This is a genomic window from Pseudooceanicola nanhaiensis DSM 18065, from assembly GCF_000688295.1.
Classification (GTDB): Bacteria; Pseudomonadota; Alphaproteobacteria; order Rhodobacterales; family Rhodobacteraceae; genus Pseudooceanicola; species Pseudooceanicola nanhaiensis.
Map to the genome: position 1 here is coordinate 1 of NZ_JHZF01000001.1, position 21,016 is coordinate 21,016.

The 21,016-nt window shown below is 69.1% G+C and carries 20 protein-coding genes and 1 pseudogene; 7 read left to right on the forward strand and 14 right to left on the reverse strand.

Annotated elements, in window-relative coordinates:
* The 3 genes and pseudogenes from Q344_RS22660 to Q344_RS0100015 all read right to left on the reverse strand — a co-directional run.
* A pseudogene (locus tag Q344_RS22660) lies at positions 1–228 on the reverse strand (hypothetical protein); the annotation flags it as partial.
* A complete protein-coding gene (gene phnA / locus Q344_RS0100010; protein WP_028284849.1) occupies positions 228–1,481 on the reverse strand; it encodes a phosphonoacetate hydrolase in 1,254 nt (417 codons plus the stop codon). The gene phnA and the pseudogene Q344_RS22660, both read right to left, overlap by 1 nt.
* 37 nt (positions 1,482–1,518) lie before the next feature.
* Positions 1,519–2,700: a 2-aminoethylphosphonate--pyruvate transaminase gene (locus Q344_RS0100015; protein ID WP_028284850.1), complete on the reverse strand. Its 1,182-nt coding sequence runs from the start codon at positions 2,698–2,700 to the stop codon at positions 1,519–1,521.
* A gap of 120 nt (positions 2,701–2,820) precedes the next feature.
* Between Q344_RS0100015 and Q344_RS0100020 the strand changes: the two genes are divergently transcribed.
* Complete coding sequence (locus tag Q344_RS0100020) at positions 2,821–3,690, forward strand: LysR substrate-binding domain-containing protein (RefSeq protein ID WP_028284851.1); 870 nt, start codon at positions 2,821–2,823, stop codon at positions 3,688–3,690.
* A 37-nt stretch (positions 3,691–3,727) separates the two neighbouring features.
* Here the strand turns inward: Q344_RS0100020 and Q344_RS0100025 are convergent, their stop codons facing one another.
* The gene (locus Q344_RS0100025; RefSeq protein ID WP_028284852.1) at positions 3,728–4,822 is read right to left on the reverse strand and encodes a C4-dicarboxylate TRAP transporter substrate-binding protein; all 1,095 of its coding nucleotides are present in this window, start codon (positions 4,820–4,822) and stop codon (positions 3,728–3,730) included.
* Positions 4,823–4,902: 80 nt separating this feature from the next.
* On the reverse strand, positions 4,903–6,180 hold the full coding sequence (locus Q344_RS0100030; RefSeq protein WP_028284853.1) for a cytochrome P450: 1,278 nt from the start codon (positions 6,178–6,180) through the stop codon (positions 4,903–4,905).
* A gap of 144 nt (positions 6,181–6,324) precedes the next feature.
* On the opposite strand from Q344_RS0100030, the gene Q344_RS0100035 reads away from it, so the two are divergent.
* Positions 6,325–6,645 (forward strand): 2Fe-2S iron-sulfur cluster-binding protein, encoded by a 321-nt coding sequence (locus Q344_RS0100035; protein ID WP_028284854.1) that lies wholly within the window; start codon positions 6,325–6,327, stop codon positions 6,643–6,645.
* 105 nt (positions 6,646–6,750) lie between these two features.
* Entirely contained in the window at positions 6,751–7,362 is a 612-nt protein-coding gene (locus tag Q344_RS0100040; protein WP_028284855.1) for a TetR/AcrR family transcriptional regulator, read from the forward strand.
* Between the two features lie 3 nt (positions 7,363–7,365).
* On the opposite strand, the gene Q344_RS22665 is transcribed toward Q344_RS0100040, so the two are convergent.
* The 3 genes from Q344_RS22665 to Q344_RS0100055 all read right to left on the reverse strand — a co-directional run bounded on the left by Q344_RS22665 (position 7,366) and on the right by Q344_RS0100055 (position 11,723).
* On the reverse strand, positions 7,366–9,168 hold the full coding sequence (locus Q344_RS22665; RefSeq protein WP_084178231.1) for a SulP family inorganic anion transporter: 1,803 nt from the start codon (positions 9,166–9,168) through the stop codon (positions 7,366–7,368).
* Between the two features lie 351 nt (positions 9,169–9,519).
* Positions 9,520–10,524: a ParB/RepB/Spo0J family partition protein gene (locus tag Q344_RS0100050; protein ID WP_028284856.1), complete on the reverse strand. Its 1,005-nt coding sequence runs from the start codon at positions 10,522–10,524 to the stop codon at positions 9,520–9,522.
* On the reverse strand, positions 10,521–11,723 hold the full coding sequence (locus Q344_RS0100055; RefSeq protein WP_028284857.1) for an AAA family ATPase: 1,203 nt from the start codon (positions 11,721–11,723) through the stop codon (positions 10,521–10,523). Before Q344_RS0100055 ends, Q344_RS0100050 begins: the two co-directional genes overlap by 4 nt.
* A gap of 661 nt (positions 11,724–12,384) precedes the next feature.
* On the opposite strand from Q344_RS0100055, the gene Q344_RS0100060 reads away from it, so the two are divergent.
* Positions 12,385–13,386 (forward strand): replication initiation protein, encoded by a 1,002-nt coding sequence (locus Q344_RS0100060; protein ID WP_229669276.1) that lies wholly within the window; start codon positions 12,385–12,387, stop codon positions 13,384–13,386.
* A 48-nt stretch (positions 13,387–13,434) separates the two neighbouring features.
* Here the strand turns inward: Q344_RS0100060 and Q344_RS0100065 are convergent, their stop codons facing one another.
* Complete coding sequence (locus tag Q344_RS0100065) at positions 13,435–14,091, reverse strand: RES family NAD+ phosphorylase (protein ID WP_028284859.1); 657 nt, start codon at positions 14,089–14,091, stop codon at positions 13,435–13,437.
* Between the two features lie 9 nt (positions 14,092–14,100).
* A complete protein-coding gene (locus Q344_RS24955) occupies positions 14,101–14,733 on the reverse strand; it encodes a MerR family transcriptional regulator (RefSeq protein ID WP_051630159.1) in 633 nt (210 codons plus the stop codon).
* A gap of 218 nt (positions 14,734–14,951) precedes the next feature.
* On the opposite strand from Q344_RS24955, the gene Q344_RS0100075 reads away from it, so the two are divergent.
* Genes Q344_RS0100075 through Q344_RS0100085 form a run of 3 tightly spaced genes read left to right on the forward strand, consistent with a single transcriptional unit; the run spans position 14,952 to position 17,086 of the window.
* A complete protein-coding gene (locus tag Q344_RS0100075; protein ID WP_028284860.1) occupies positions 14,952–15,530 on the forward strand; it encodes a peroxidase-related enzyme in 579 nt (192 codons plus the stop codon).
* A complete protein-coding gene (gene acuR / locus Q344_RS0100080; protein WP_028284861.1) occupies positions 15,527–16,180 on the forward strand; it encodes an acrylate utilization transcriptional regulator AcuR in 654 nt (217 codons plus the stop codon). Before Q344_RS0100075 ends, acuR begins: the two co-directional genes overlap by 4 nt.
* A gap of 3 nt (positions 16,181–16,183) precedes the next feature.
* Positions 16,184–17,086 carry an AEC family transporter gene (locus tag Q344_RS0100085; RefSeq protein WP_028284862.1) on the forward strand — a complete coding sequence of 301 codons (903 nt, stop codon included), beginning with the start codon at positions 16,184–16,186 and terminating at the stop codon, positions 17,084–17,086.
* A 10-nt stretch (positions 17,087–17,096) separates the two neighbouring features.
* Here the strand turns inward: Q344_RS0100085 and Q344_RS26270 are convergent, their stop codons facing one another.
* From Q344_RS26270 to Q344_RS25930, 4 genes are read right to left on the reverse strand one after another with little or no spacing between them, the layout of a single operon-like run.
* Entirely contained in the window at positions 17,097–18,113 is a 1,017-nt protein-coding gene (locus Q344_RS26270; RefSeq protein WP_169739161.1) for an ABC transporter ATP-binding protein, read from the reverse strand.
* Positions 18,110–19,126, reverse strand: coding sequence for an ABC transporter ATP-binding protein (locus tag Q344_RS26275; protein ID WP_084178233.1), 1,017 nt, complete (start codon positions 19,124–19,126; stop codon positions 18,110–18,112). The genes Q344_RS26270 and Q344_RS26275 overlap by 4 nt, the downstream gene beginning before the upstream one ends.
* On the reverse strand, positions 19,123–19,995 hold the full coding sequence (locus Q344_RS22680) for an ABC transporter permease (RefSeq protein ID WP_169739162.1): 873 nt from the start codon (positions 19,993–19,995) through the stop codon (positions 19,123–19,125). The genes Q344_RS26275 and Q344_RS22680 overlap by 4 nt, the downstream gene beginning before the upstream one ends.
* Before the next feature lies 1 nt (position 19,996).
* Complete coding sequence (locus tag Q344_RS25930) at positions 19,997–21,010, reverse strand: ABC transporter permease (RefSeq protein WP_028284864.1); 1,014 nt, start codon at positions 21,008–21,010, stop codon at positions 19,997–19,999.
* Positions 21,011–21,016 lie beyond the last annotated feature (6 nt).

Consider the following 21,016-nt stretch of genomic DNA (forward strand, 5'->3'; position numbering starts at 1 on the left):
CAGCAGGATCTGCTGGCGCTCGTAACGGGTGAGGGTCGGGGTGTAGCCCTTCGCGATGGAGAAGGCCTCGCGCACATGTTCCGCGGTCCCGGCGGGGACCGTGCCGATGACCTCGCCGGTATAGGGATATTCCACCGGCACCCGGTCCACCGTGTCGACCTTGCGGCCGGCGATCCGCATCGCCTCGTGCCGCATGGCGATCGGGGGCCGCGTCACGCGCTTGTCCATCACTGCGCCGCCGCCATGCAGGCATAGCGGAAGGCGTCGAAATTGCGCAGCTCGGGCGCGGACGGCAGATCCGGCATCACCCGGTTGACGATGAAGGGCACCTCCTGCTCGGTCAGCCCGCCGTGGCTCCTGAGCGGCTCGTTCAGCGCGGCGAGGTCATGGCGGTCCTCCGACGTGCCGATGGTCATGGTCTCGGTCGAGATCATCACGACGTCCCCGATCCGGTCGCCGGGCAGCTCGAACCGTCGGATCGCCTCCTCCTTGTCGACCACGACCATGATCCCCTCGACCGCTTCCAGCCGCGCGATGATCTCCGCCCGGTCCGCGCCCTCGGGCAGGTAGGCGGTCGCGAAGGAGCCGAGCGCCCCGTGGTGCACCACGTAGGGGTCGGTGATCGGCAGGATCACCCGCGCGGCGGCCTCGCCCAGCCAAAGATCCAGCAGGTCCTGCACGTAGACCACCTTCGGCGAGCCGTCCGCGTTATGCTTGGGCTTCATCCCGTGGTCGGCCGTCACCACGATGGCCGCGCCGAGCGCGTCCAATTCGGTGAGATAGGTGTCGAACATGCGGTAGAAGTCCTGCGCCTCCGGCTGCTCGGGCGCGTATTTGTGCTGCACGTAATCGGTCGTCGTCAGGTACATCACGTCGGGCTGCCATTCCTTCAGGAGCTTCACGCCGGCGGCGAAGACGAATTCCGACAGATCCGCCGAATAGACCTCGGGCTGCGGCAGCCCGAGCCAGTCCGAGGCCTTCTCCTGCCCGTGCTCCGCCGCGGTGGAACTGGCCGATCTCTCCGCCGAGAAGCACCTCGCCCGGTCCTCGTCGAACCGCAGCCCGGCGCCCAGAAGCGCCCGCAGCTTGTCCTTCGCCGTCACGATGGCGACCCGGGCCCCCGCCTCGTAGAACGCCCCGAAGATTGTCGGCGCGCGCAGGAAGCGGACGTCGTTCATCATCACCTCCTCGCCGGTCTCGGGCTCGTAGAGGTAGTTGCCGCAGATCCCGTGCACCGCCGGCGGCCGGCCCGTGGCAATCGAAAGGTTGTTCGGGTTGGTGAAGGACGGGATCACCGAATGGGCCAGCCGGTCGGTCCCGGTCTCGCGGATCCGCTTCAGCGTCGGCATCAGCCCCGCGGCAATCGCCGCATCCAGGTAGGCCGGTTCGCAGCCGTCGAGGCAGATCGCGATCGCCGGCACCTTGGGCCAGGGGTAATCGCGGCCGTTCACGGTGACGTCGCTGTGCTCGGTGTCTTTCATCTCGGGTCCTTTCGGCGGCATTGGATCGGGCGGCGGATCAAGCGGCGAGCCTGGCGCGCTCGGCGATGGCGGCATCCGGGGGCGCGGCACTGTCGACGCCCATCTCGGCCAGCGCCTCTCCGGCGGCGGAGACGACGCGGCGCATGACGTGTTCGTCGAGCTGGCCGATGCAGCCGATGCGGAACGAGTCCACGACCGTCAGCTTGCCCGGATAGATGATGAAGCCACGCGCCTTCATCGCGGCGTAGAAGCGCGGGAAGTCGAAATTCGGATCGGCCGGGCAGAAGAAGGTCACTATGATCGGCGACAGCCAGCGGTCCTTCAGCAGCGTCTCGAAGCCGAGCGCCCGCATCCCCGCGACCATTACGTCGCGGTTCCGGGTGTAGCGCGCGCCCCGCCCGGCGACGCCGCCCTCCGCCGCATGCAGGCGCAACGCCTCGAGAAACGCGGCGACCACGTGGGTCGGCGGGGTGTAACGCCATTGCCCGGTCTTCTGCATCGCCGCCCACTGGGCATGGACGTCAAGCGCCAGCGAATGGCTGTTGCCCTGCGCCGCCTCCAGCGCCTCCGTCCGGGCGATGACGAAGCCGAAGCCCGGCACGCCCTCGATGCATTTGTTGGCCGAGGAGACCATCGCCTCGTAGCGGATCCTGCTGACGTCGAGCTCCAGCGCCCCGAAGGCGCTCATGCTGTCGACCAGCAGCTTCCGGCCCCGGGCATAAACCGCCTCCGAGATCTCGGCGACCGGGTTCAGGATCCCCGACGAGGTCTCGCATTGCACGACGAACACATGCGTGATCTCCGGATCGGCATCGAGCGCCGCGCCCACCTCGTCCCCGCGCGGCGGCATGTAATCGCCCTTGTCGATCACCGTGTGCGCCCGGCCGAGATAGCGCATCGTCTCGGCGGCGCGCAGCCCGTAGGCCCCGTTCGCCAGCACCAGCACCTTGCCGTCGCGCGGCACGAAACTGCCCAGCATCGCCTCGACCGCGAAGCTGCCCGAGCCCTGCATCGGCACGCAGGCGAAGGCCCCCTCCCGGTCCCCCGCCATCGCGACCAGCTGGTCGCAGAGCATCCGGGTCATCGCCCGGAAATCCCCGTCCCAGGACCCCCAGTCCCGCAGCATGGCCTGCCTGGTGCTGAAGGCGGTGGTGAGCGGGCCGGGTGTCAGAAGATAGGGTTCGCCCATCTCGGGAGCGGGCAGCGCTTGGTCGGACATCGGGAACTCCATCGGGGCCTGTCCCCATGTCCCACGTCACGCGGCAATCCGTAAAATCGTTAATCTAGATGCTTCCAACGATTTCACTTATACGTGGCGCGACCCGCCGAAAGGACCACCATGCGCTACGTCCAGCTGCGCGCCTTCCACCACGTCGCGATCTGCGGCGGCTTCTCCCGCGCTGCAGAAGAGCTGCTGCTGACCCAGCCCGCCATCTCGGACCAGGTCCGCAAGCTCGAGGAAGACTACGACGTCCTTCTCTTCAACCGCCACAAGCGGCAGGTGCGCCTGACCCCCGAGGGCGAAGCGCTTCTCGCGATCACCCGGCGCCTGTTCGACAGCGAGGATCAGGCCCGCCAGCTCCTGTCCGAGACCCGAACGCTGCGGGCGGGGCGGTTGCGCATCATGGCCGACAGCCCGCTTCACCTGATCGCCATCCTCGCGCGGTTCCGCGACCGCTATCCCGGCGTCGCGATCGAGATCGGCGCGGGCAACAGCGCCGAGGTGATCGAGAGCCTCTACAGCTACCGCGCCGACATCGGCGTCATCGGCGAGGTGCCCGCCTCGCGCGACTTCACGACGCTCCTGCTGAACGCCACCCCGATCTCGGCCTTCGTCGCGAAGACGCACCCGCTCGCCACCCGCGCGGTGATCCGCTTCGCCGAGCTGGAGACGGTCCCGCTGGTGCTGCGCGAACGCGGCTCGAAGACCCGCATGAAGCTCGAACAGGCGGCCGAGGCGGCGGGCGTCGCGCTCTCACCGGCCATCGTCGCCGAGGGGCGCGAGGCGGTGCGCGAGATCGTGGCCTCGGGCGCCGGGGTCGGCTTCGTCTCGGCGGCCGAGTTCGGCGAGGACACGCGGCTGGTGCGCATCCCGCTCGAGGACGAGGCGGGCATGGTGATGGAAGAGGCGCTGATCTGCCTGCGCGAACGCCGCAGGGGGGCGCTTGTCAGCGCCTTCCTCGCCGTGGCCGGGGAGGCCACCGGCTGACGGCCCGGCGCCCCCGGCGGGCACCGGACGCGCCCGGTCAGATCTTGTCGAAAACCTCGGTCTGAAGCGCCTTGATATAGGCCTCCTTGGACCCCTCGGCATCCGCCACGATCCCGGTCCACTTGTCGACCAGCCCGAGGAAGGTGGTCACGATGGCCTCGGCATCCTCGATCCCGTCGGCCTGCCCCTTCTCGATGGTCAGGGCGACCGTCGCCTCCTGCTGCTCGGCCCAGGCGTCGACGAACGCCTGCCCCGGGTCGACGACCTTGCCGCCGTTCTCCTCGAAGGCCTTGATCGCCGCCTCGTCGTCGGCCTCGTAGGCCCAGACGATGTCGCCGATGTTCTGCGCCATGTTGCCCTTGAAGGCCTGCTGCTGCCCGGGGCTCAACGCGTCCCAGACATCGCGGTTGATGGTCCAGTTCATCACCCCGAAATAGGATCCGAGCGGCACGGTCATCACCTCTGCCGCCACGTCCTTGAGGTTGTAGGTGTCGAGCCAGGCGCGCGAGCCGACGGCACAATCGAGCTGCCCGCGGTTCAGCGCCTCGTACATCTCGGCGGTGGTGATCGACACCGGCGTCATCCCGATCGCCTGCACCAGCGGCCCCAGCCCCGAGGGCGCCATGATCTTGCGCGCCTGAAGCCCGGCCAGATCGCCCGCCTCCTGGCGGCAGATGATGTGGACCGGAGAGATCGCGGACCACGAAAGACCCACCACGTTGTTCGCCGCGCGCTCTTCCTCGCAGGCGGGACAGTTCAGCAGCTGCATCTCGTTCATCGCGCCCGCCATCACCCGGTGATCGCCGCCGATCGCCATCATCGACGAGATCATCGCCGAGACGGGCAGCGAGGACTTCACGTAGATGTCGACCACCGAGGCGCTGTCCAGCACGCTGTTCGAGACGTTGCCGAGCAGCTCCTTCGGCCCGCCCATGGCACCGCCGGTGAAGGGCTCGAAGGTGATCTCGCCGTTCGAATCCGCCTCGATCCGCTCCATCGTGGGGAAGATGCCCAGCCGGTTGGTCGTATGCGTGGGCGAGGTGTAGGAGCCGTAGGTCAGCTCGATCGCCCGCGCCGGCAGGGCGGACAGGCACAGGGTGGCGGCAACCGCCGCCGTGGCAATGGTCTTCATGGTCTCCTCCGCGTTGACAGGGCCCTTCCGGACCCCGGAAAGGCGGCGGGCCGCGGCTCCTCCTCCGCGGCCCGCGCCGGTCACAGCCTTCCGGGAATCACCACCGGAAGGGTCTCGTAGCCCTTCACGAAGCACGAGAAGGTGCGCTCGGGCTCTCCGACCACCTCGATCCGGGGGAAGCGCTGCAGCATCTCCTCCCAGAGGATGCGCAGCTGCAGCTCGGCCAGCCGGTTGCCCACGCAGCGGTGGATGCCGAAGCCGAAGCTGACATGGTTGCGCACGTTGGGGCGGTCGATGACATAGGCGTCCGGATCCTCGAAATGGTCGGTATCGCGGTTGCCCGAGACATACCACATCACCACCCAGTCGCCTTTCCGGATGGTCCTGCCGTGCATCTCGACATCGCGCGTCGCGACCCGGGCCATGTGCGCCAGGGGCGTCTGCCAGCGGATCGTCTCGGACACCATCGAGGGGATGAGCGCCGGGTTCGCGCGCAGCTTCTCGAACTGGTCGGGGTTCTTGTGCAGCGCGTAGACCGACCCCGAAAGCGTGTTCCGCGTCGTGTCGTTCCCGCCGATCACCAGCAGCGTCACGTTGCCGTGGAATTCCGCCTGGTCCATGTGCCGGGTCGCCGGATTGTTGGCCAGCATCGACACCAGGTCGAAGCCCGGCTCGGCCGAGTTCACCCGCTGGTTCCAGAGCCCGGTGAAGGCGTCGAAGCACCTGTTGGTCTCTTCCAGCTTCTGGTCCCAGCTCGTCACCGGCCCGTGGCCCGGCACGTTGGTGAAGATGTCGGACCAATAGGTCAGCATCCGCCGGTCCTCGAACGGGAAATCGAACAGCGTCGCCAGCGTCATCGACACGAATTCCTTCGACACCCGGTCGACCCAGTCGAATTCCTCGCCGATCGGCAGGCTCTCGAGCAGCTCGACCGCGCGCTCCCGCAGGATCGGCTCCAGCCGCTTCAGGTTCGGCGGCGCGACCGCCGGGCTCACCGCCTTGCGCTGCACGTCGTGCTCGGGCGGGTCCATCGCGATGAAGCTGTTCTTCGACTTCCGCCGGTTCTGCGCGAAGTCCAGGCTCTCGGGCGTCTGCAGCGTGATGCCCTCGGCGCTCGAGAACGTCCGGAAATCGCTGTCCACCGCCATGATGTCCTTGTAGCGGCTGATCGACCAGTGCGGGATGAAATCGCCCGTGTCGCACCAGTGGACCGGGTCCTCGGCCCTGAGCCGTTCGAACCACGGCCACATCGTGTCGGTGGCGAATCGCTCCCGCACCGCCACGTTCAGGTTGTCGAGCGGCGCCGCCGCCGCCTCGGCGCGTGCGCGCTCCATGTCCGGATCGAGAAGATCTTTCACGTCGCTCCCTCCCTGAGCTTCGGTCAGGATCCCAGCAGAGGCGGCCGAACAGCGTTCGGCAAGCTTTCTCGCCCGGCGCAAAGAAAAGGTTCCCGAACAGCGTTCGACCCCCTTCCCTGCTTGCCGGAAAGAGGAGGAGAGCCCATGCCCAGCATCATCTACATCACCGCCCAGGGCGACCGGCACGAGGTCGACGTGGCCGAGGGCACGAGCGTCATGCAGGGCGCGGTGCAGAACGCCATCCCCGGGATCGACGGCGATTGCGGCGGCTCCTGCGCCTGCGCCACCTGCCATGTCCAGGTGCCCGACGCCTGGCTGGCCCGGCTCGACCCGCAGTCCGACATGGAGCGCGCGATGCTCGAATTCGCCGACAGCGTGACCGACAATTCCCGCCTCGGCTGCCAGATCTCGGTGGGCCCGGGCCTGAGCGGGATCACCGTCCATCTACCTGAAAGCCAGCACTGAGCGTTTGCGCAGCACCCGATCCGCTCTAGTCTCTCCGGCAGGAGGAGGCCGGACCGCCGGTGGAGGAGCCGCGTGCGGTCGGGCCCGTTTCAGGGACGGCACCGCATGAAAGACGGCCCGCGCGCGCGACCGGAGGCAGGACTGGCCAGCGACATCGGAATCGGCAGCGTCCGGTCCCGCATCCTCGCCGCGGCGGGCGACCTGCTCGAGGAAACCGGGACCGACGATTTCTCGCTCCGCTGCCTCGCCGCGCGGGCGGACATCGGGCTGGCCACGATCTATTCGCATTTCGAGAACAAGGAGGCGCTGCTGCTCCGGCTCGCCTTGCGCGGCTTTGCCGAGCTGCGCGGCGACCTGCTGCAGGCCCGGGCGCGCGAAGACATCGCCACCGGCCCGATGCGGCGCACCGCGCGCGCCTATCTCAGCTTCGCGGCCGACCGCGGCGCGCTATTCGCGCTGATGTTCGACACGCGCCTGATGTCGCGTCACGCGGATCTCCGGGCGGCCGAGCAGGAGGCCTTCGCGGTCTATCTCGAATCTGTCACCGCCGACGCGCGCCTACCCGAGGGCACCCGCGCCGATTGCGCCGTCGCGGTCTGGGCGCTTGGCCGCGGCATGACGGCGATGCGCGCCTCGCAGCCCGACGGCAAGCTCCCGCAGGACACCGACGAAAGCCTCGCCCGCGGCATCGCCTGGATGCTGGATCGCCCGGGTTAGAGCCTAGAACGGCGCCGGCGCCCTGCGTCCCGAGGGCACCTCGACCACCACCTCCTCGGGCGGGGCCGGCATCCGGTCGCATTCGGCGAAGACCCGGGTCCGGCAGGTGGCGCAGATCTCGGGCACCATCCCGGCCATCGCCGCCTCGACCGCGTCGCCCTTCGACACGTGCAGCTTGTCCTCGCCCAGCTCGTCGATGACGTGATAGCGATAGAGCGCCCGGATCAGCGGCGGATAGAGCGCGACGATCAGGTACTGCCGCCCCCGCGCATGGGCCTGCCGGATCTCGCGGATCAGCATGTCAGCCCCGGCCAGGTCGATGCTGCCGCCGCCCTTCAGCACCATGATGACATGCGGGTGATGCCGCCGCGCCGCCTCGATCCGCCGGATCGCCGCCTCGACATGCTCGACCGAGCCGAAATAGAGCGGCCCGTCCAGCCGCAGCGTCACCAGCTGCGGACATTCCGGCAGCCCGTGCGCGCGGGCGTTGCGGAACTTGCGCCGCCCGTTCTCCATCGTGGTCGGCACCGTCACCACCACCTCGGGCCGCGCCGATTGCCACAGGAAGCCCGCGAAGCTGGCGATCACCCCCGCATAGACCGAGCTTTCGAGCGAGATCATCAGCCCCGCGCCCACGGTCATGCCCAGCACCACGGATTCCGAGGGGCTGCTCTCGAGGATGTGCTTGATCTCGGAGAACTGGATCAGCCGCCACGAGACGTAGAGGATCAGCCCCGCAATCGCCGGATAGGGGATGTAGGTGATCGCCGGCGAGAAGAAGACCAGCAGAAGCCCCATCACCGCGCTTGCGATCACCGCGGCGAGCGGCGTCCGCGCGCCCGCCTCGAAGTTCACGCCGCTGCGGGTGAAGGACCCCGAGCTCGCATAGCACTGGAAGAGCCCGCCGATCAGGTTCGAGGTGCCCTGCCCCATGATCTCGCGGTTCGGGTCGAACCCCTCGCCCCGCCGGAAGGCGAAGGAGCGGCCGATCGTGATCGCCTCGAGCAGGCCGAGCAGCGCGATGGCCGCCGCCCCCGGCGCCAGGAGCGAGATGTTGGCGAAGGAGAAATCGGGCAGCGTGAATTCCGGCAGCGGGGCCGAGAGCGGCGGGATCATCGCCACGCCCTGCGCGGGCCCGCCGATCGCCCAGGCAAAGCCGGTGCCCGCGCAGAGCGCGATGATGAAGCCCGGCGCCCGGGGCGCGAATCTCGCGAAGAGGATCAGCACCGCCAGCGTCACCGCGGCGATCGACAGCGCCGCCGGGTTGTAGGCGCCGATGTTCTCGCCCACCCGGAACAGCCGTTCGACCACCGTGCCGCCGGGCGTCACCTCGATCCCGGCGGCGCCCGAGATCTGGCTGATCCCGATCAGGATCGCCGCCACCGCGGTGAAGCCCACGAGCACCGAATGCGACACGAAGCTCACCAGCCGCCCCAGCCGGGTGACACCCGCGGCCAGCTGGAAGACCCCCACGAGGATCGTCGTGACGAGCACGAAGTTGATATAGGTCGCCGAGCCGAGCGGCGCGAGGTTCGAGATCGTCGAGAAGAGCAGCGCCGAGAGCGCCGTCGTCGCGCCCGAGACCATCACCATGGACGAACCCAGAAGCGCCGCGACCGCCGCCGAGATCATCGAGGTGTAAAGCCCGTATTCCGGCGGCAGCCCCGCGATGATGGCAAAGGCGATGCCCTGCGGCAGCACCACCGCGGCATTGGTCAGCCCCGCCATCAGATCGGCGCGCAGATCGCCCGGACCCATCTCGCGCAGCCAGTCGGGAAGCCGGGGGCGGAGGTGCATGCGTTTCATCTTCACGTCTTCCGTCTCGGCGCGACCGCTGGGATCCGCCCGTCTAGGTCCCGCCTCGGGCTCGCCCAGGTCACCGGACACCCGCCCTCGCCCCGGGGCGAGGACGGCGCGTCCCTCACGCGGTCCGGGCCGCATTCCTCCGCGACGGATTCGTCGGCCCGGGGTCAATGAGGCGGGCAATGGACGAGTTCCGGGCCGGGCGCAAGCCGCGCCCCTTCCGTGACGGCATGCATCGGCGCAAAGGCGTCGGTGCCGTTCCGTGCCGCTGCCCCGCCGCCGCTTGCCATGCCGGGCCTCGCATTCGCAAGCACCTGTAATATATATGTTTTTCCATCTCTTGCCAATTGGCAACTAGCTCTTGCCGGCGCTCCTGTCCTTCAGGAAGTCCTCGAGCGCCCGGCGCAGTGCCGCGTCCGGGACGTCCTTCTCGAACTCCAGCTGAACCCGCGAGCCCTTGCGGCGCATCTGCACCCCGCGTTCTTCCGGATGACGCCGGTACACCTTGTCGACGGCGGCGCGCGTCTTCGGCGGCTGCGCAACCGTCTTGAGCCGGGCGACGACCTTCGCCGCGGGCACCGGCGCCCCCTGCCCGTCCCGCGCCTTCGCCTGCTCGGCCGCGATCACATCGGCCTCGGCCAGGATCGCCGCGCGCCCCGCGTCGGTCTTCATCAGCGGTTTGAGCGTCCGCGAATGCAGCTCCTTCACCGCATGCAGCGACGGAAACGCGGCGACGACCCGCGGCTCGAGCTTCGCCATGTCGAGGAAGCGGGACAGCCATTGTTCCTGCACCTTCAGCCGCTCGGCCATCACGGATTGCCGCCCGTCGTAATAATGCCCGAGCGCCTTGGCGTAGTCGCAGGCCCGCTCGTAATCCGAAATATCCTCGCGGTCGCGGTTCTCGATATCGGCAAGGCGGAAGGCCTCCTCGTCGGTCAGTTCGCGCTCTTCCACGAGGTACTGGAATTTCGGATAATTGTTCGCCCTGAGCCACGAGATCGCGAAATGCCGGCGCGCCCCGCAGATCACCTCGAACTCCGGGCCGTCGCCGGAATGGGCGGGCCGGAGCCGGCGGACGATGGCCGGAAACTCCTGCTGGCCCTGGCTGAGGATGCCGTCGATCAGGTCGCGGCAATTCTCCTCGGTCAGCAATTCGTAGGCGCGGTTGTGCCGCTCCCACATCACGCAGGTGGCGGGATCGACCAGGCGGAGCACCTTTTCCTGCCGCTGGCCCCCGGCCTGCTCGGCCATCGTGTTCGACCGCTTCAGGAACCGCGCGCCGCCCCGGTCGCGGGGTTGCGCCTCTTCCCCCAAATCCTTCAGGACGTCGTCGAATACTGCATCGTGACGTTTGCTCACAGGATGCCCTCCTTCCTCAGCGCCGCGTGATGGCTGGGCCATGTCTTGCGGATCAGGGTTTCGACCTCGCGCCCGATCGCGTCGAGATAGACGCGGCAGCGCTTGTGCGTGTCGGTCCGGGTGGCCGGGCCGGTGATCTCGTAGACGCTCATCAGGTTGGCGGTCGCATTGTCGATCTCGGCCGAATCCTTGAGGACGCTCTGCATCATGTCCATCGGGAACACCGCCTCCATCACCCGCTTGATCGCCTGGTGCGCGCTCTTCTGGTCGTTCATCTTGGTCGCGAGGATCTTGACGAAGTGATAACCCCGCGCGCCGCCATGCTCGGCCAGCTCGTTCAGGGTGGCGCCCATCATCTTCAGGAAATGCGCGGTCGACCCGAAGTCGATGTTGTTCGGCGGCGCCGGGATCAGGAGCGCATTCGCCGCCCGCAGCACCGAGAGCGAGATCATCCCGAGCGCCGGCGGCGGGTCCAGCAGGATCACGTCGAACTGGTCGGAAATCGTCTCTATGCCTTGGCGAAGGCGGTCCAGCACGAAGCTCTGCTCGCGCAGCATCCGCGCCGCGAACTCGTATTCCGCGTCATAGAGCCCTAGGTTCGCGGGGATCAGCGCGACGCCCGGCCAGTAGGTCGCCCGGAGCGCATAATGCAGCGAGGCCGGCCCGCCATGGCGGAAGAACGGGTAGAGCGTGTCCTCGTCCTCGTCGACATCCACGTCCGGGTTCAGCCCGAAGATCGAGGTCGTGGAGCCCTGGCTGTCGCAATCGATCACGCAGACACGGTAGCCCTGCAGCGCGAGATATTGCGCGAGATGGACCAGCACCGTCGACTTTCCGACACCGCCCTTGAAGTTCTGCACGGCCAGCACCGTCGCGGGATCCTCAGGCCCCCGCCGCGGCAGGGTTCCGAAGACCTCGCGCATGCGGTTCACGTCCTCGAGCCGATAGCCCGTCCGCCGCCCCGTCGCCGGGTCCTTCTCGGGCTCCGGCAGGCGGCCGTCCGCTTCGGCATCGCGGATCGCCTTCTCGGTCCGTCCTACCATGTCGGAGGCGTTCTTGACGCTGAACCGCAGGCCGAGCGTCTTCTGCGTGCCGGGCGAGAACACCCGGTCCCGCAGCCGCTGGATCACCGTGTCCGCCCGCCGCGCGAGCGCGTCGATCTCCTCCAGTGTCACCGGATAATCCTGCACCACTGCCATCCTCATATCATTCTGGTTATTGTGTCTCAGCATGCCGCGTGGGCCGTCCTGCCTCAAGTGCGAAGTTTCAGGGGTGGTGGCCGAAAATCCGATAGTGAGGTGCCGAAGCCTCGGAATGCGGAAGTTGAGCGGAAGCGGTCCGGGGTGCGGAAGGCAGGTCGTCTTCGCAGGGCGCTGCTCCCGAAATGTTGCCGATCGGACGACCAGGGGCGAAACCGGCGGTCCTGGTGCCGAAAAACGCCGAATCCAAATATACAAAACCACTCTGCTTCTGGATTCTAGGATTCATCTGTTCAGGGTCTCCGCGTCCCTTGCTGGCAGGCGTTTCGGCCCGGTTCAGACTACATTCCGGGATGGGTTCGCTTACCTTCCGGGTGGGCTGGCCTTACGGATGGGGAGGTCTGGGCTTACATTCCGGAGGGCGCAGAACTTACATTTCGGGACGGCTCCCGAAGGTCGAATCGGGCGAGTCGGAAAGCCCTTGAAAAGCAGGGCCCTGCGATTCGCTCATGGGTCGCGCGCCGTCTCATGAGCTTACATTTCGGGTGCGGGCCATTTCACCTCCGGGCTTGTCAGCTTACATGCCTCGCGATACAAATGTAAGAAAAGCAGGTAATGGGCCCGAGCAGTCATGGCCAAGCCGACCACAAGATATCGTACCATGGACGCGCGGCCGAGTCGCGACTCCCTGGTGAAGCCCGGCGAGCTGGTGGACCTGATCGAGGTCACGCCGCTGACGCTGACCGACCGGCGCATCTACAACCAGCTGCTCGAGAACGCCTGGGAGGCGATCGACAAGCCGGTCCTGCATGTCATCGCCAAGGCCGACCTCCGGGGCTCGCACAATTCCAACGACCGCATCGGCGAGTCGATCGAGCGGCTGATGTCGGCCATCGTGAAGGTGGAGGCGGTCTGGGACGGCAAGCCCGCCGTGGAGCGTGTGCAGCTTCTGGGTGGCAACCTCGAGATGTCGCGGGCGGACGGGCTGTTCGAATACGAGATCCCGCCGCGGCTGCGGAAGATCATCTCGAACTCGACCGTTTTCGCCCGGCTTCAGCGCGAGGTGATGTTCGCGCTCAGCTCGAAATACGCGCTGACCCTCTACGAGATGGTGCAGAAGCGGGGAAACCTGCGCTGGCGGTCCTCCGAGAAGTTCACCCTCGATGCCCTGCGCGGGGTGCTGGGCGTGCCCAAGGGCAAGCTCACCTCGTGGTCGAACCTGCGGCTGCGGGCGATCGATCCGGCGGTCGCGGAGGTCTCGGCCCTGTCGGATTACGTGGTCGAGATCCAGCCGATCAAGACCGGGCGCAGCGTGACCCATGTGGAGCTGCGCTGGTGGCGCAAGGACGGCGAGGCGACGGACAAGGCCGAGAGGGCGCTGCAATTCGCCTCGCCGGGCCGCAAGGCGCGGGCCGAGGGCCGGGCCGAGGAACTGGCGCCCGAGGCGCGGCCGCTCAAGGCGCGGCCGGCATGGCTCGACCGGAGCGGGGCGGCGCTGAAGACGCAGACCTACGAGACGGCGCGGCTGCGCTACCCGGGCTATGACATCTATTTCGTCGAAGGCGAATGGCGGAGCTGGGCGGCCGGGAAAGAGCCGCCCGCCGATCCGGACCGCGCCTTCCTTGCCTTCTTCCGGCGCTACGCCGAAAGCAATCCGATCTGACAAACCATTGATGGCGCGTGGTTTTCCACGGTCTTGCCAAGTGGCAAGTCAGGGGACGAGGGCGTATCCGAGCCGCTCTGCCGCCTCGGCGAGGCTGCGCCGCATCTCGGGATGGGCAAGCGGCTGCGTGGTCAGCGCGGTGTCGGGCATCGCATCCTCCGCGCGCTCGTAGAGCGCCAGCGCGATGCCGCTGCCGCCCGACATCGAGGAGCGGTAGCGCAGCCCGTCGATGGCGGGGTAGGCGGCGTGGAAATCCCGGCTCCAGCCGCGGGCGATGTCGCGCGGGCCCGAGGCGAGCGCGGCCGAGGCGCCGGCGCGGGTCGTCCAGTGGCCGGTCAGGTCGAGCAGCGTCAGGGCGCGGGTGGTGCGGAAGACGCTGACCGCGGGGCTCTCGTGGCGCAGGTCGATCAGGCGCTGGTGCTGGAAGACCTCGGCGAGGGCCGTGGTGAAGGCGAGGGGATGTTCCTCGACCGCGTAGAGGATCCCGCGGTCGCTCTCGGCGGGCAGGGCGCCCGGTCCGGGCAGGTGATGATCGAAACGCGAGGCGGTCGGGCCGAAGGTGCGGAACCGCGCGAACCCCGCCGGGTGCGGAGAGGTGGTGAACCAGATGCGGAGGAGAGGCGCGCCCGCCGGCAACACATGCAGCTGCGGCGGGATCGCGACCAGCGCCGCGGCACCGGGCGAGGGGGGCAGGGTCTCGGCCATCGGTCGGGGTCAGAGAGCTGCGACGATCCGCTCCACGGGCGCGGGATCGCCCCCGGAGATCAGCCAGTCCCGCGGAGAGACGCCCCCGAGGTCGTCATCCGGCAGCGTGAAGGCCCGCGCGGCGGCGAGAACGGAAAGGTGGCGCTGCGCGGCGCCGAGCAGGGCGGCGAGATGCGGCAGTTCGCCCTCGGGGGTCAGCTGGAAGGCGGGGATCAGCCAGCCGCGGCCATGCGGGCGGCGGAGGGCGAGGAGCGTGCCTTCCCGGATGCGCTGGCGGAGGCGGCTCGGGTCGACACCCAGCCGGGCCGCCGCTTCGGCGATCGGCACGGCGGAGGCGATGAGTTCGGCATGCAGCCCCATGCCCTGGATCGCGGGACGGCTGCGCAACAGCGCCTCGGCCGGCATCGGGTCGGACGTGTCGATGCCGAACCGCGCCAAGGTGTCGGTTTCATCCGGGGACAGGGGGGCAGGCGCCTCGGCCCCGCCCGCCCGCTCGAGGATTTCCGCAGCGAGATGCAGGGCCGTTTCCGCCAGGGACGACAGCTCCGCATCGCCAAGCGCGCGGTCGATCACCTGCACGTCACGACGCAGCCGCGCGGCGCGCTGACGGCCGAGGGCCTGGGTGAAACCGAGTTGGGCCATGATCCTGCCTCCTGTATCGGAATAAACATAAGTCGTGAGGCATCGTTAGTCAAGATCGTGAGCCATCGTTAGCCGGTTCTGCGCCATCGGCGCGTCAGCGTCCCCGGCACCTCCGCCGGACAAGGGCCGGACGTGGCGGGTTGCACTTGCCGCCGCGTCGGGTCATTCATTCCGAGACAGCCGGTCTATTAATCCCGGCCCCCAAGGAGGAAGATCCCATGAGTGCAGCCGAGCAGCCGATCAGCCGCTTTCCCGTCCCCGACCTGGCCGACATGCCCGAGGACATCCGCACCCGGATCGAGGCGGTGCAGGAAAAGTCGGGCTTCATCCCGAACGTCTTCCTCGTGCTGGCGCATCGTCCGGACGAGTTCCGCGCCTTCTTCGCCTATCATGACGCGCTGATGGACAAGCCCGGCAACCTGACCAAGGCCGAGCGCGAGATGATCGTGGTGGCGACCTCGAACCTGAACCAGTGCCAGTATTGCGTGATCGCCCATGGCGCGATCCTGCGGATCCGGGCCAAGGATCCGCTGATCGCGGACCAGGTGGCGATCAACTACCGCAAGGCGGACATCACGCCGCGTCAGAAGGCGATGCTGGATTTCGCCGTGAAGGTCTCGCAGGCGGCGCAGGAGGTGGGCGAGGCGGATTTCGATGCGCTGAAGGCCGAAGGCTTCGACCAGGAGGACATCTGGGACATTGCCGGGATCGCCGCCTTCTTCGGCCTGTCGAACCGGATGGCCAACGTGACCTCGATGCGCCCGAACGCCGAGTTCTACAGCATGGCGCGGGAGTGAGCGGACCCGCGCCGGACACGGCTCCGCGGCGCCGCGGCCGTCCGCCGCGCGCGGCGGGGCAGATGGCGGCCTCGCGCGAGCGGTTGTTGCGCGCGGGGGTGGCGCGGCTGACGGAACGCGGGTTCGGTGCCGTCGGTCTGGAGGAGGTGCTGGGCGCCGTCGGCGTGCCGAAGGGGTCGTTCTACCACTACTTCGGGTCGAAAACCGAGTTCGGGCTGGCGCTGATCGACAGCTACGACGGCTATTTCACCGCCAAGCTCGACCGCTGGTTCGGGGACGCGGCCCTTGCGCCGCTGGACCGGCTGCGGGGCTTCGTCGCGGACGCGCGGGCGGGCATGGCGCGGCACGCCTTCACCCGGGGCTGTCTGGCCGGCAACCTGGGCCAGGAGGTCGGCGCGCTGCCCGAGCCGTTCCGCGCCCGGCTGGTCGAGGTCTTCGAGGGCTGGGAGGCGCGCACCGCCGCCTGCCTGACAGCCGCGCGGGAGGCGGGCGAGATCGCCCCGGACGCCGATTGCGCCCGGCTGGCGCAGGTGTTCTGGCTGGGCTGGGAGGGCGCGGTGCTGCGCGCCAAGCTCGAGCGCGACGCGGCCCCGCTGGATCATTTCGCGGCGGCCTTCTTCGACATGCTCGCCGGGCGGGCGCCGGGGTAACGCGTGCTGTTCTTCACCATCTGGCCGCTCTTCGCGCTGATCTGCCTGGGCTTCCTGCTCGCGCGCAGGGGCTTTCCGGACGCGGGCTTCTGGCCGGCGGCGGAGCGGATCAACTACTTCATCCTCTTCCCGGCGCTCCTGGTGTCGAGCCTGGCCGACGCGCCGCTGCGCGATCCCGAGATCCTGCGGCTTGGCGGGGCGGCGATCGTGACGATCCTCGTGGCCTCGGCGCTGCTGGCGCTGGCCCGGCGGGCGCGCGGCACCCCGGCGGCGCGGTTCGGCCCGGCGCTGCAGGGGCTGATCCGGTTCAACACCTACCTGGGGCTTGCCATCACCACGAGCCTTGCGGGCAGCACCGGGGTCGAGCGGGCGGCGGTCTACCTTGCCGTTGCGGTGCCGCTGGTGAACGTGCTCTCGATCATGGCGCTGACCGGCGGGAACGCGGGGATCGGCGGGCTGGTGCGGACGGTGCTGCGCAATCCGCTGATCCTCGCCTGCCTCGCCGGGATGGCGCTGGCGCTGAGCGGCATCGGGCTGCCATGGGGCACGGGACGGTTCCTGTCGCTCGTGGGGCAGGGGAGCCTGCCGCTCGGCCTGCTCTGCGTCGGCGCGGCGCTGCAGCCCAGGGCCCTGCGGCAGGACATCGTGACGCTGGCCGGGAACGGCGCGCTCCGGCTGCTGGCGATGCCGGTCCTCGCGGCCGGGGTGGCGCTGCTCTTCGGGCTCGAGGGGCCGGCGGCGCTGGTGCTGGTGGTGTTCTCGGCCATGCCGACGGCGCCGACCGCCTATGTGCTGACCCGTCAGCTGGGCGGGGACGGCACGCTGATGGCGGGTCTGGTGACGTTCCAGACGCTCGCCGCGGTGCTGACGATCCCGGTGGTGCTGACCCTGCTGGGCCACGGCTGAGGCCGGGGGCTCAGATCTGCGCGCCGGGGTGGTGGCAGGCCACGGTGCCGCTGCCCCCGTCCTTGGGTTCGAGCGGCGGTTCGACGCGGCGGCAGATGTCGGTCGCGGCGGGGCAGCGGGTGTGGAACCGGCAGCCCGGCGGCGGGTCGAGCGGCGACGGCAGGTCGCCCTTCAGCACGATGCGCCGGCGGCTGCGCTCGGCCCGCGGATCGGGGCGCGGGATCGCCGAGAGGAGCGACCGCGTATAGGGGTGCAGCGGGCGCGAGAAGAGCCTGTCCACCGGCGCCTGTTCGACGATCTTGCCGAGGTACATCACCGCCACGCGGTGCGAGATGTGGCGCACCACGCCGAGGTCGTGGGCGATGAAGAGATAGGCGCAGCCGAGCTCGGCCTGCAGCTCTTCCAGGAGGTTCAGCACGCCCGCCTGGATCGACACGTCGAGCGCCGAGACCGGTTCGTCGAGCACCACGAGCTTCGGGCGGAGCGACAGGGCGCGGGCGATCCCGATGCGCTGGCGCTGCCCGCCGGAGAGTTCGAACGGATAGCGGTCTGCGGTGTCGGCAGGCAGGCGGACCATCTCGATCAATTCGCGGATCCGGGCGTCGAGTGCCGGGCGGTCGAGCGCGGCCAGGCGCAGACCCTCGGCGAGGATCTGGCGGATCGTCATCCGCGGATGGAGCGAGGCCATCGGGTCCTGGAACACGATCTGCATGTCGCGCCGCAGCTGACGCAGCCCGGCCGCATCGGCCCCGGTCACGTCCCGGCCCGCGAGCGTGACCTGGCCCGAGGTCGGCTCGATCAGCCGCAGGATGGAACGGCCGAGGGTGGACTTGCCGCAGCCCGATTCGCCGACGAGGCCGAAGGTCTCTCCGGGTCGGATGTCGAAGCTCACGCCCGAAACCGCCTGCACCGCGCCGGTCGCCCGCCCGAGGATGCCGCTGCGCAGCGGGAATTCCTTGGTCAGGTCGCGCACCGACAGGACGCTGGGGGCCGTCACGGGCTGGGTCTGGGTCTGGGCCATGGTCATGCGGGATCCCCGTCGAGGACGCGGGCGGGGCGCACCGCCTCCGCCGTTTCGGTCAGCGGGAAGTGGCAGGCGCAGGCGGTGCCGCCCCGGTCGAGAAGGCGCGGCGTGTCGACCGGGCAGGGCGCGCCCGCGCGGCCGCAGCGGGGGTGGAAGGCGCAGCCCGGCGGGCGCGAGAAGATCGAGGGCGGCGTGCCCTCGATCTGGCGCAGCGCCCCGGTGCCGTCGAGCGTCGGGACGGCGCCGATCAGCCCGGCGGTGTAGGGATGGGCGGTCTCGTAGAAGACGGGTTCGGTCGCGCCGCGTTCGACCACGCTGCCGCCGTACATCACCGCGATCTCGTCGGCGATCCCGGCCACCACGCCGAGGTCGTGGGTGATCAGCACCATGCCGATCCCGAGCTCCTCGCGCAGCTCGCCCAGCAGGTCGAGGATCTGGGCCTGCACGGTGACGTCGAGCGCGGTGGTCGGCTCGTCCGCGATCAGCAGGTCGGGCTTGTTGGCGAGCGCCATGGCGATCATCGCCCGCTGCCGCATCCCGCCCGAGAACTCGTGCGGATATTGCCGGACGCGGCGGGCGGGCTGCGGGATGGCGACCAGCTCGAACAGGCGCTCGGCCTCTTTCAGCGCGTCGCGTTTCGAGATCGTGCGATCGTGCAGGCGGATCGCCTCGACCACCTGCTGGCCCAGGGTCTTCACCGGGTTGAAGGCCGACAGCGGGTCCTGGAAGATGCAGCCGATCGCCTTGCCGCGGATCTTGCGGATGCGGGCGGGGGCCATGCCGATCAGCTCTTCGCCGCGGAATTTCGCGCTGCCCTCGACGCGGGTGCCGCGGGGCAGGAGCTGGAGGAAGGCCATCATCGCGATGGATTTGCCCGAGCCGCTTTCCCCGACGATGCCCAGCACCTTGCCGGGCTCGAGCGAGAGGTCGATGCCGCAGAGCGCCTCGGCCCATTGTCCGTCGCGGGCCTGGAACGAGATGCGCAGGTCGCGGATGTCGAGAAGCGGGGCGGTCATGCGCTCCTCCGGTCGAAGAGGTCGCGGAGGCCGTCGCCCAGGAACGAGGTCGCCAGCACCACCGACAGGATCGCCATGCCGGGGCCGAAGGCGATCCACCACGAGTAGAACTTCGTCGCCCCTTCCGAGATCATCGAGCCCCATTCGGGCGACGGGGGCGTGGCGCCGAGGCCGATGAAGCTGAGCGAGGCGGCGAGCAGCACGACCTGGCCGAAATCCATCGTGGCGTTGATGAGCGTGGGCGCCCAGCAGAGCGGCAGGATATGCACGCCGAGGACCCGGAGACGCCCGGCGCCGCCCGCGACGGCGGCCTCGACATGTTCGTTCTCGCGCTTTTCCAGCACCTGGGCGCGCATCAGGCGGGCGTAGATCGGCCACCAGACGATGACCATCGCGATCGAGGCGTTGGCCAGCCCCGGCCCGAGCACCGCGGCCACCGCCATCGCGAGCAGGATCGGCGGGAAGGAGACGGTGACGTCGACGAGCCGCATGATGATGCTGTCGTTCCAGCCGCCGAAGAAGCCCGCGAGCGCCCCGAGGGTGGAGCCGATGACGACCGCGCAGGCCACCACGACGAAGGCGATCGGGATCGACCAGATCGCGCCGTACATCGTCCGGGCAAAGACGTCGCGGCCGAGCGCGTCGGTGCCGAGCCAGTGCTCCCCCGACGGGGGCTGAAGGCGGCGGCCCACCATGGCGAGCGGGTCGGCGAGGGGCCAGAGGCTGACGGTCAGCACGGTGAGGACCCAGAAGAGCAGCATCAGCGCGCCGATCTTGGCGGTCACGGGCAGGCGGCGCCAGAGGTCGCGGCTGCCGGCGAAGCGGCGGCGGGGCGGGAGGCCGGCGGTGTCGGGAGAGGTCATCGCCATGTCAGTGCACCTTGATCCGGGGGTTCGCCCAGGCATAGGCGATGTCGGTCAGCAGGTTCGCCAGCAGGAAGGCGACGGAGCCGACGATGGTCACCCCCCCGATCGCCGGGTAATCGAGCGAGGCGGCCGCGCGGACGGCGTAGGAGCCGATGCCGGGCCAGGCGAATATCGCCTCGGTCAGGACGGCGCCGGTGATGAGATAGGCGAAGGTGAAGCCGAGGATCGTCAGCAGCGGGATCATCGCGTTCGGCAGCGCGTGGCCGATCAGGACCCTGCGCTCGGGCGCGCCCTTGGCGCGGGCGGTGCGGGCGTAGTCCTGGCTGAGCCCCTCGATCAGGGACGAGCGGACGATCCGGGTGATGATCCCCGTGACGGCCCAGCCGAGCACGAAGGCCGGCAGCGCGAGATGCGCCAGCGCCTGCGTGAAGAGCGGCAGGTCCCCGGCGATGAGCGCGTCGATCGTGTAGAAGCCGGTGACGTCGGGTGGCGGCGTGACCCGCGGCGGCAGGCGCCCGGTGCCGGGCACGATGCTGAAGCGGACCGAGAAGATGTAGAGCAGGATCAGGCCCGACCAGAAGATCGGCAGCGAGGATCCGATAAGCGCGAAGACGCGCGCGAGCCCGTCGGTCGCCGTGCCCCGGAAGCGGGCGGAGAGCAGCCCCAGCGACAGGCCGAGCGCCGTGCCGATGATCATAGCGGCGATGACGAGCTCAAGCGTCGCGGGCAGGCGTTCGGCGATGTCGGTGGACACCGGGCGGCGGGTGGTGAAGGAGGTCCCCAGATCGCCCTGCAGCAGGTTGCCGATATAGGTCACGTAGCGCAGGGGCAGCGGCTGATCGAGGCCCCATTCGGCCTTCACCGCGTTGACGATCTCGGGGTTCGACATCATCCGTTCGGGAACAAGGGCGGCCAGCGGGTCGCCCTTGGTCATTTGCGCGAGGACGAAGGAGACGCTCGCCACGCCAAGCAGCAGGAACGGGATCGCGATCAGCCGTCTGACGATATAGGCGAGCATCCGTCC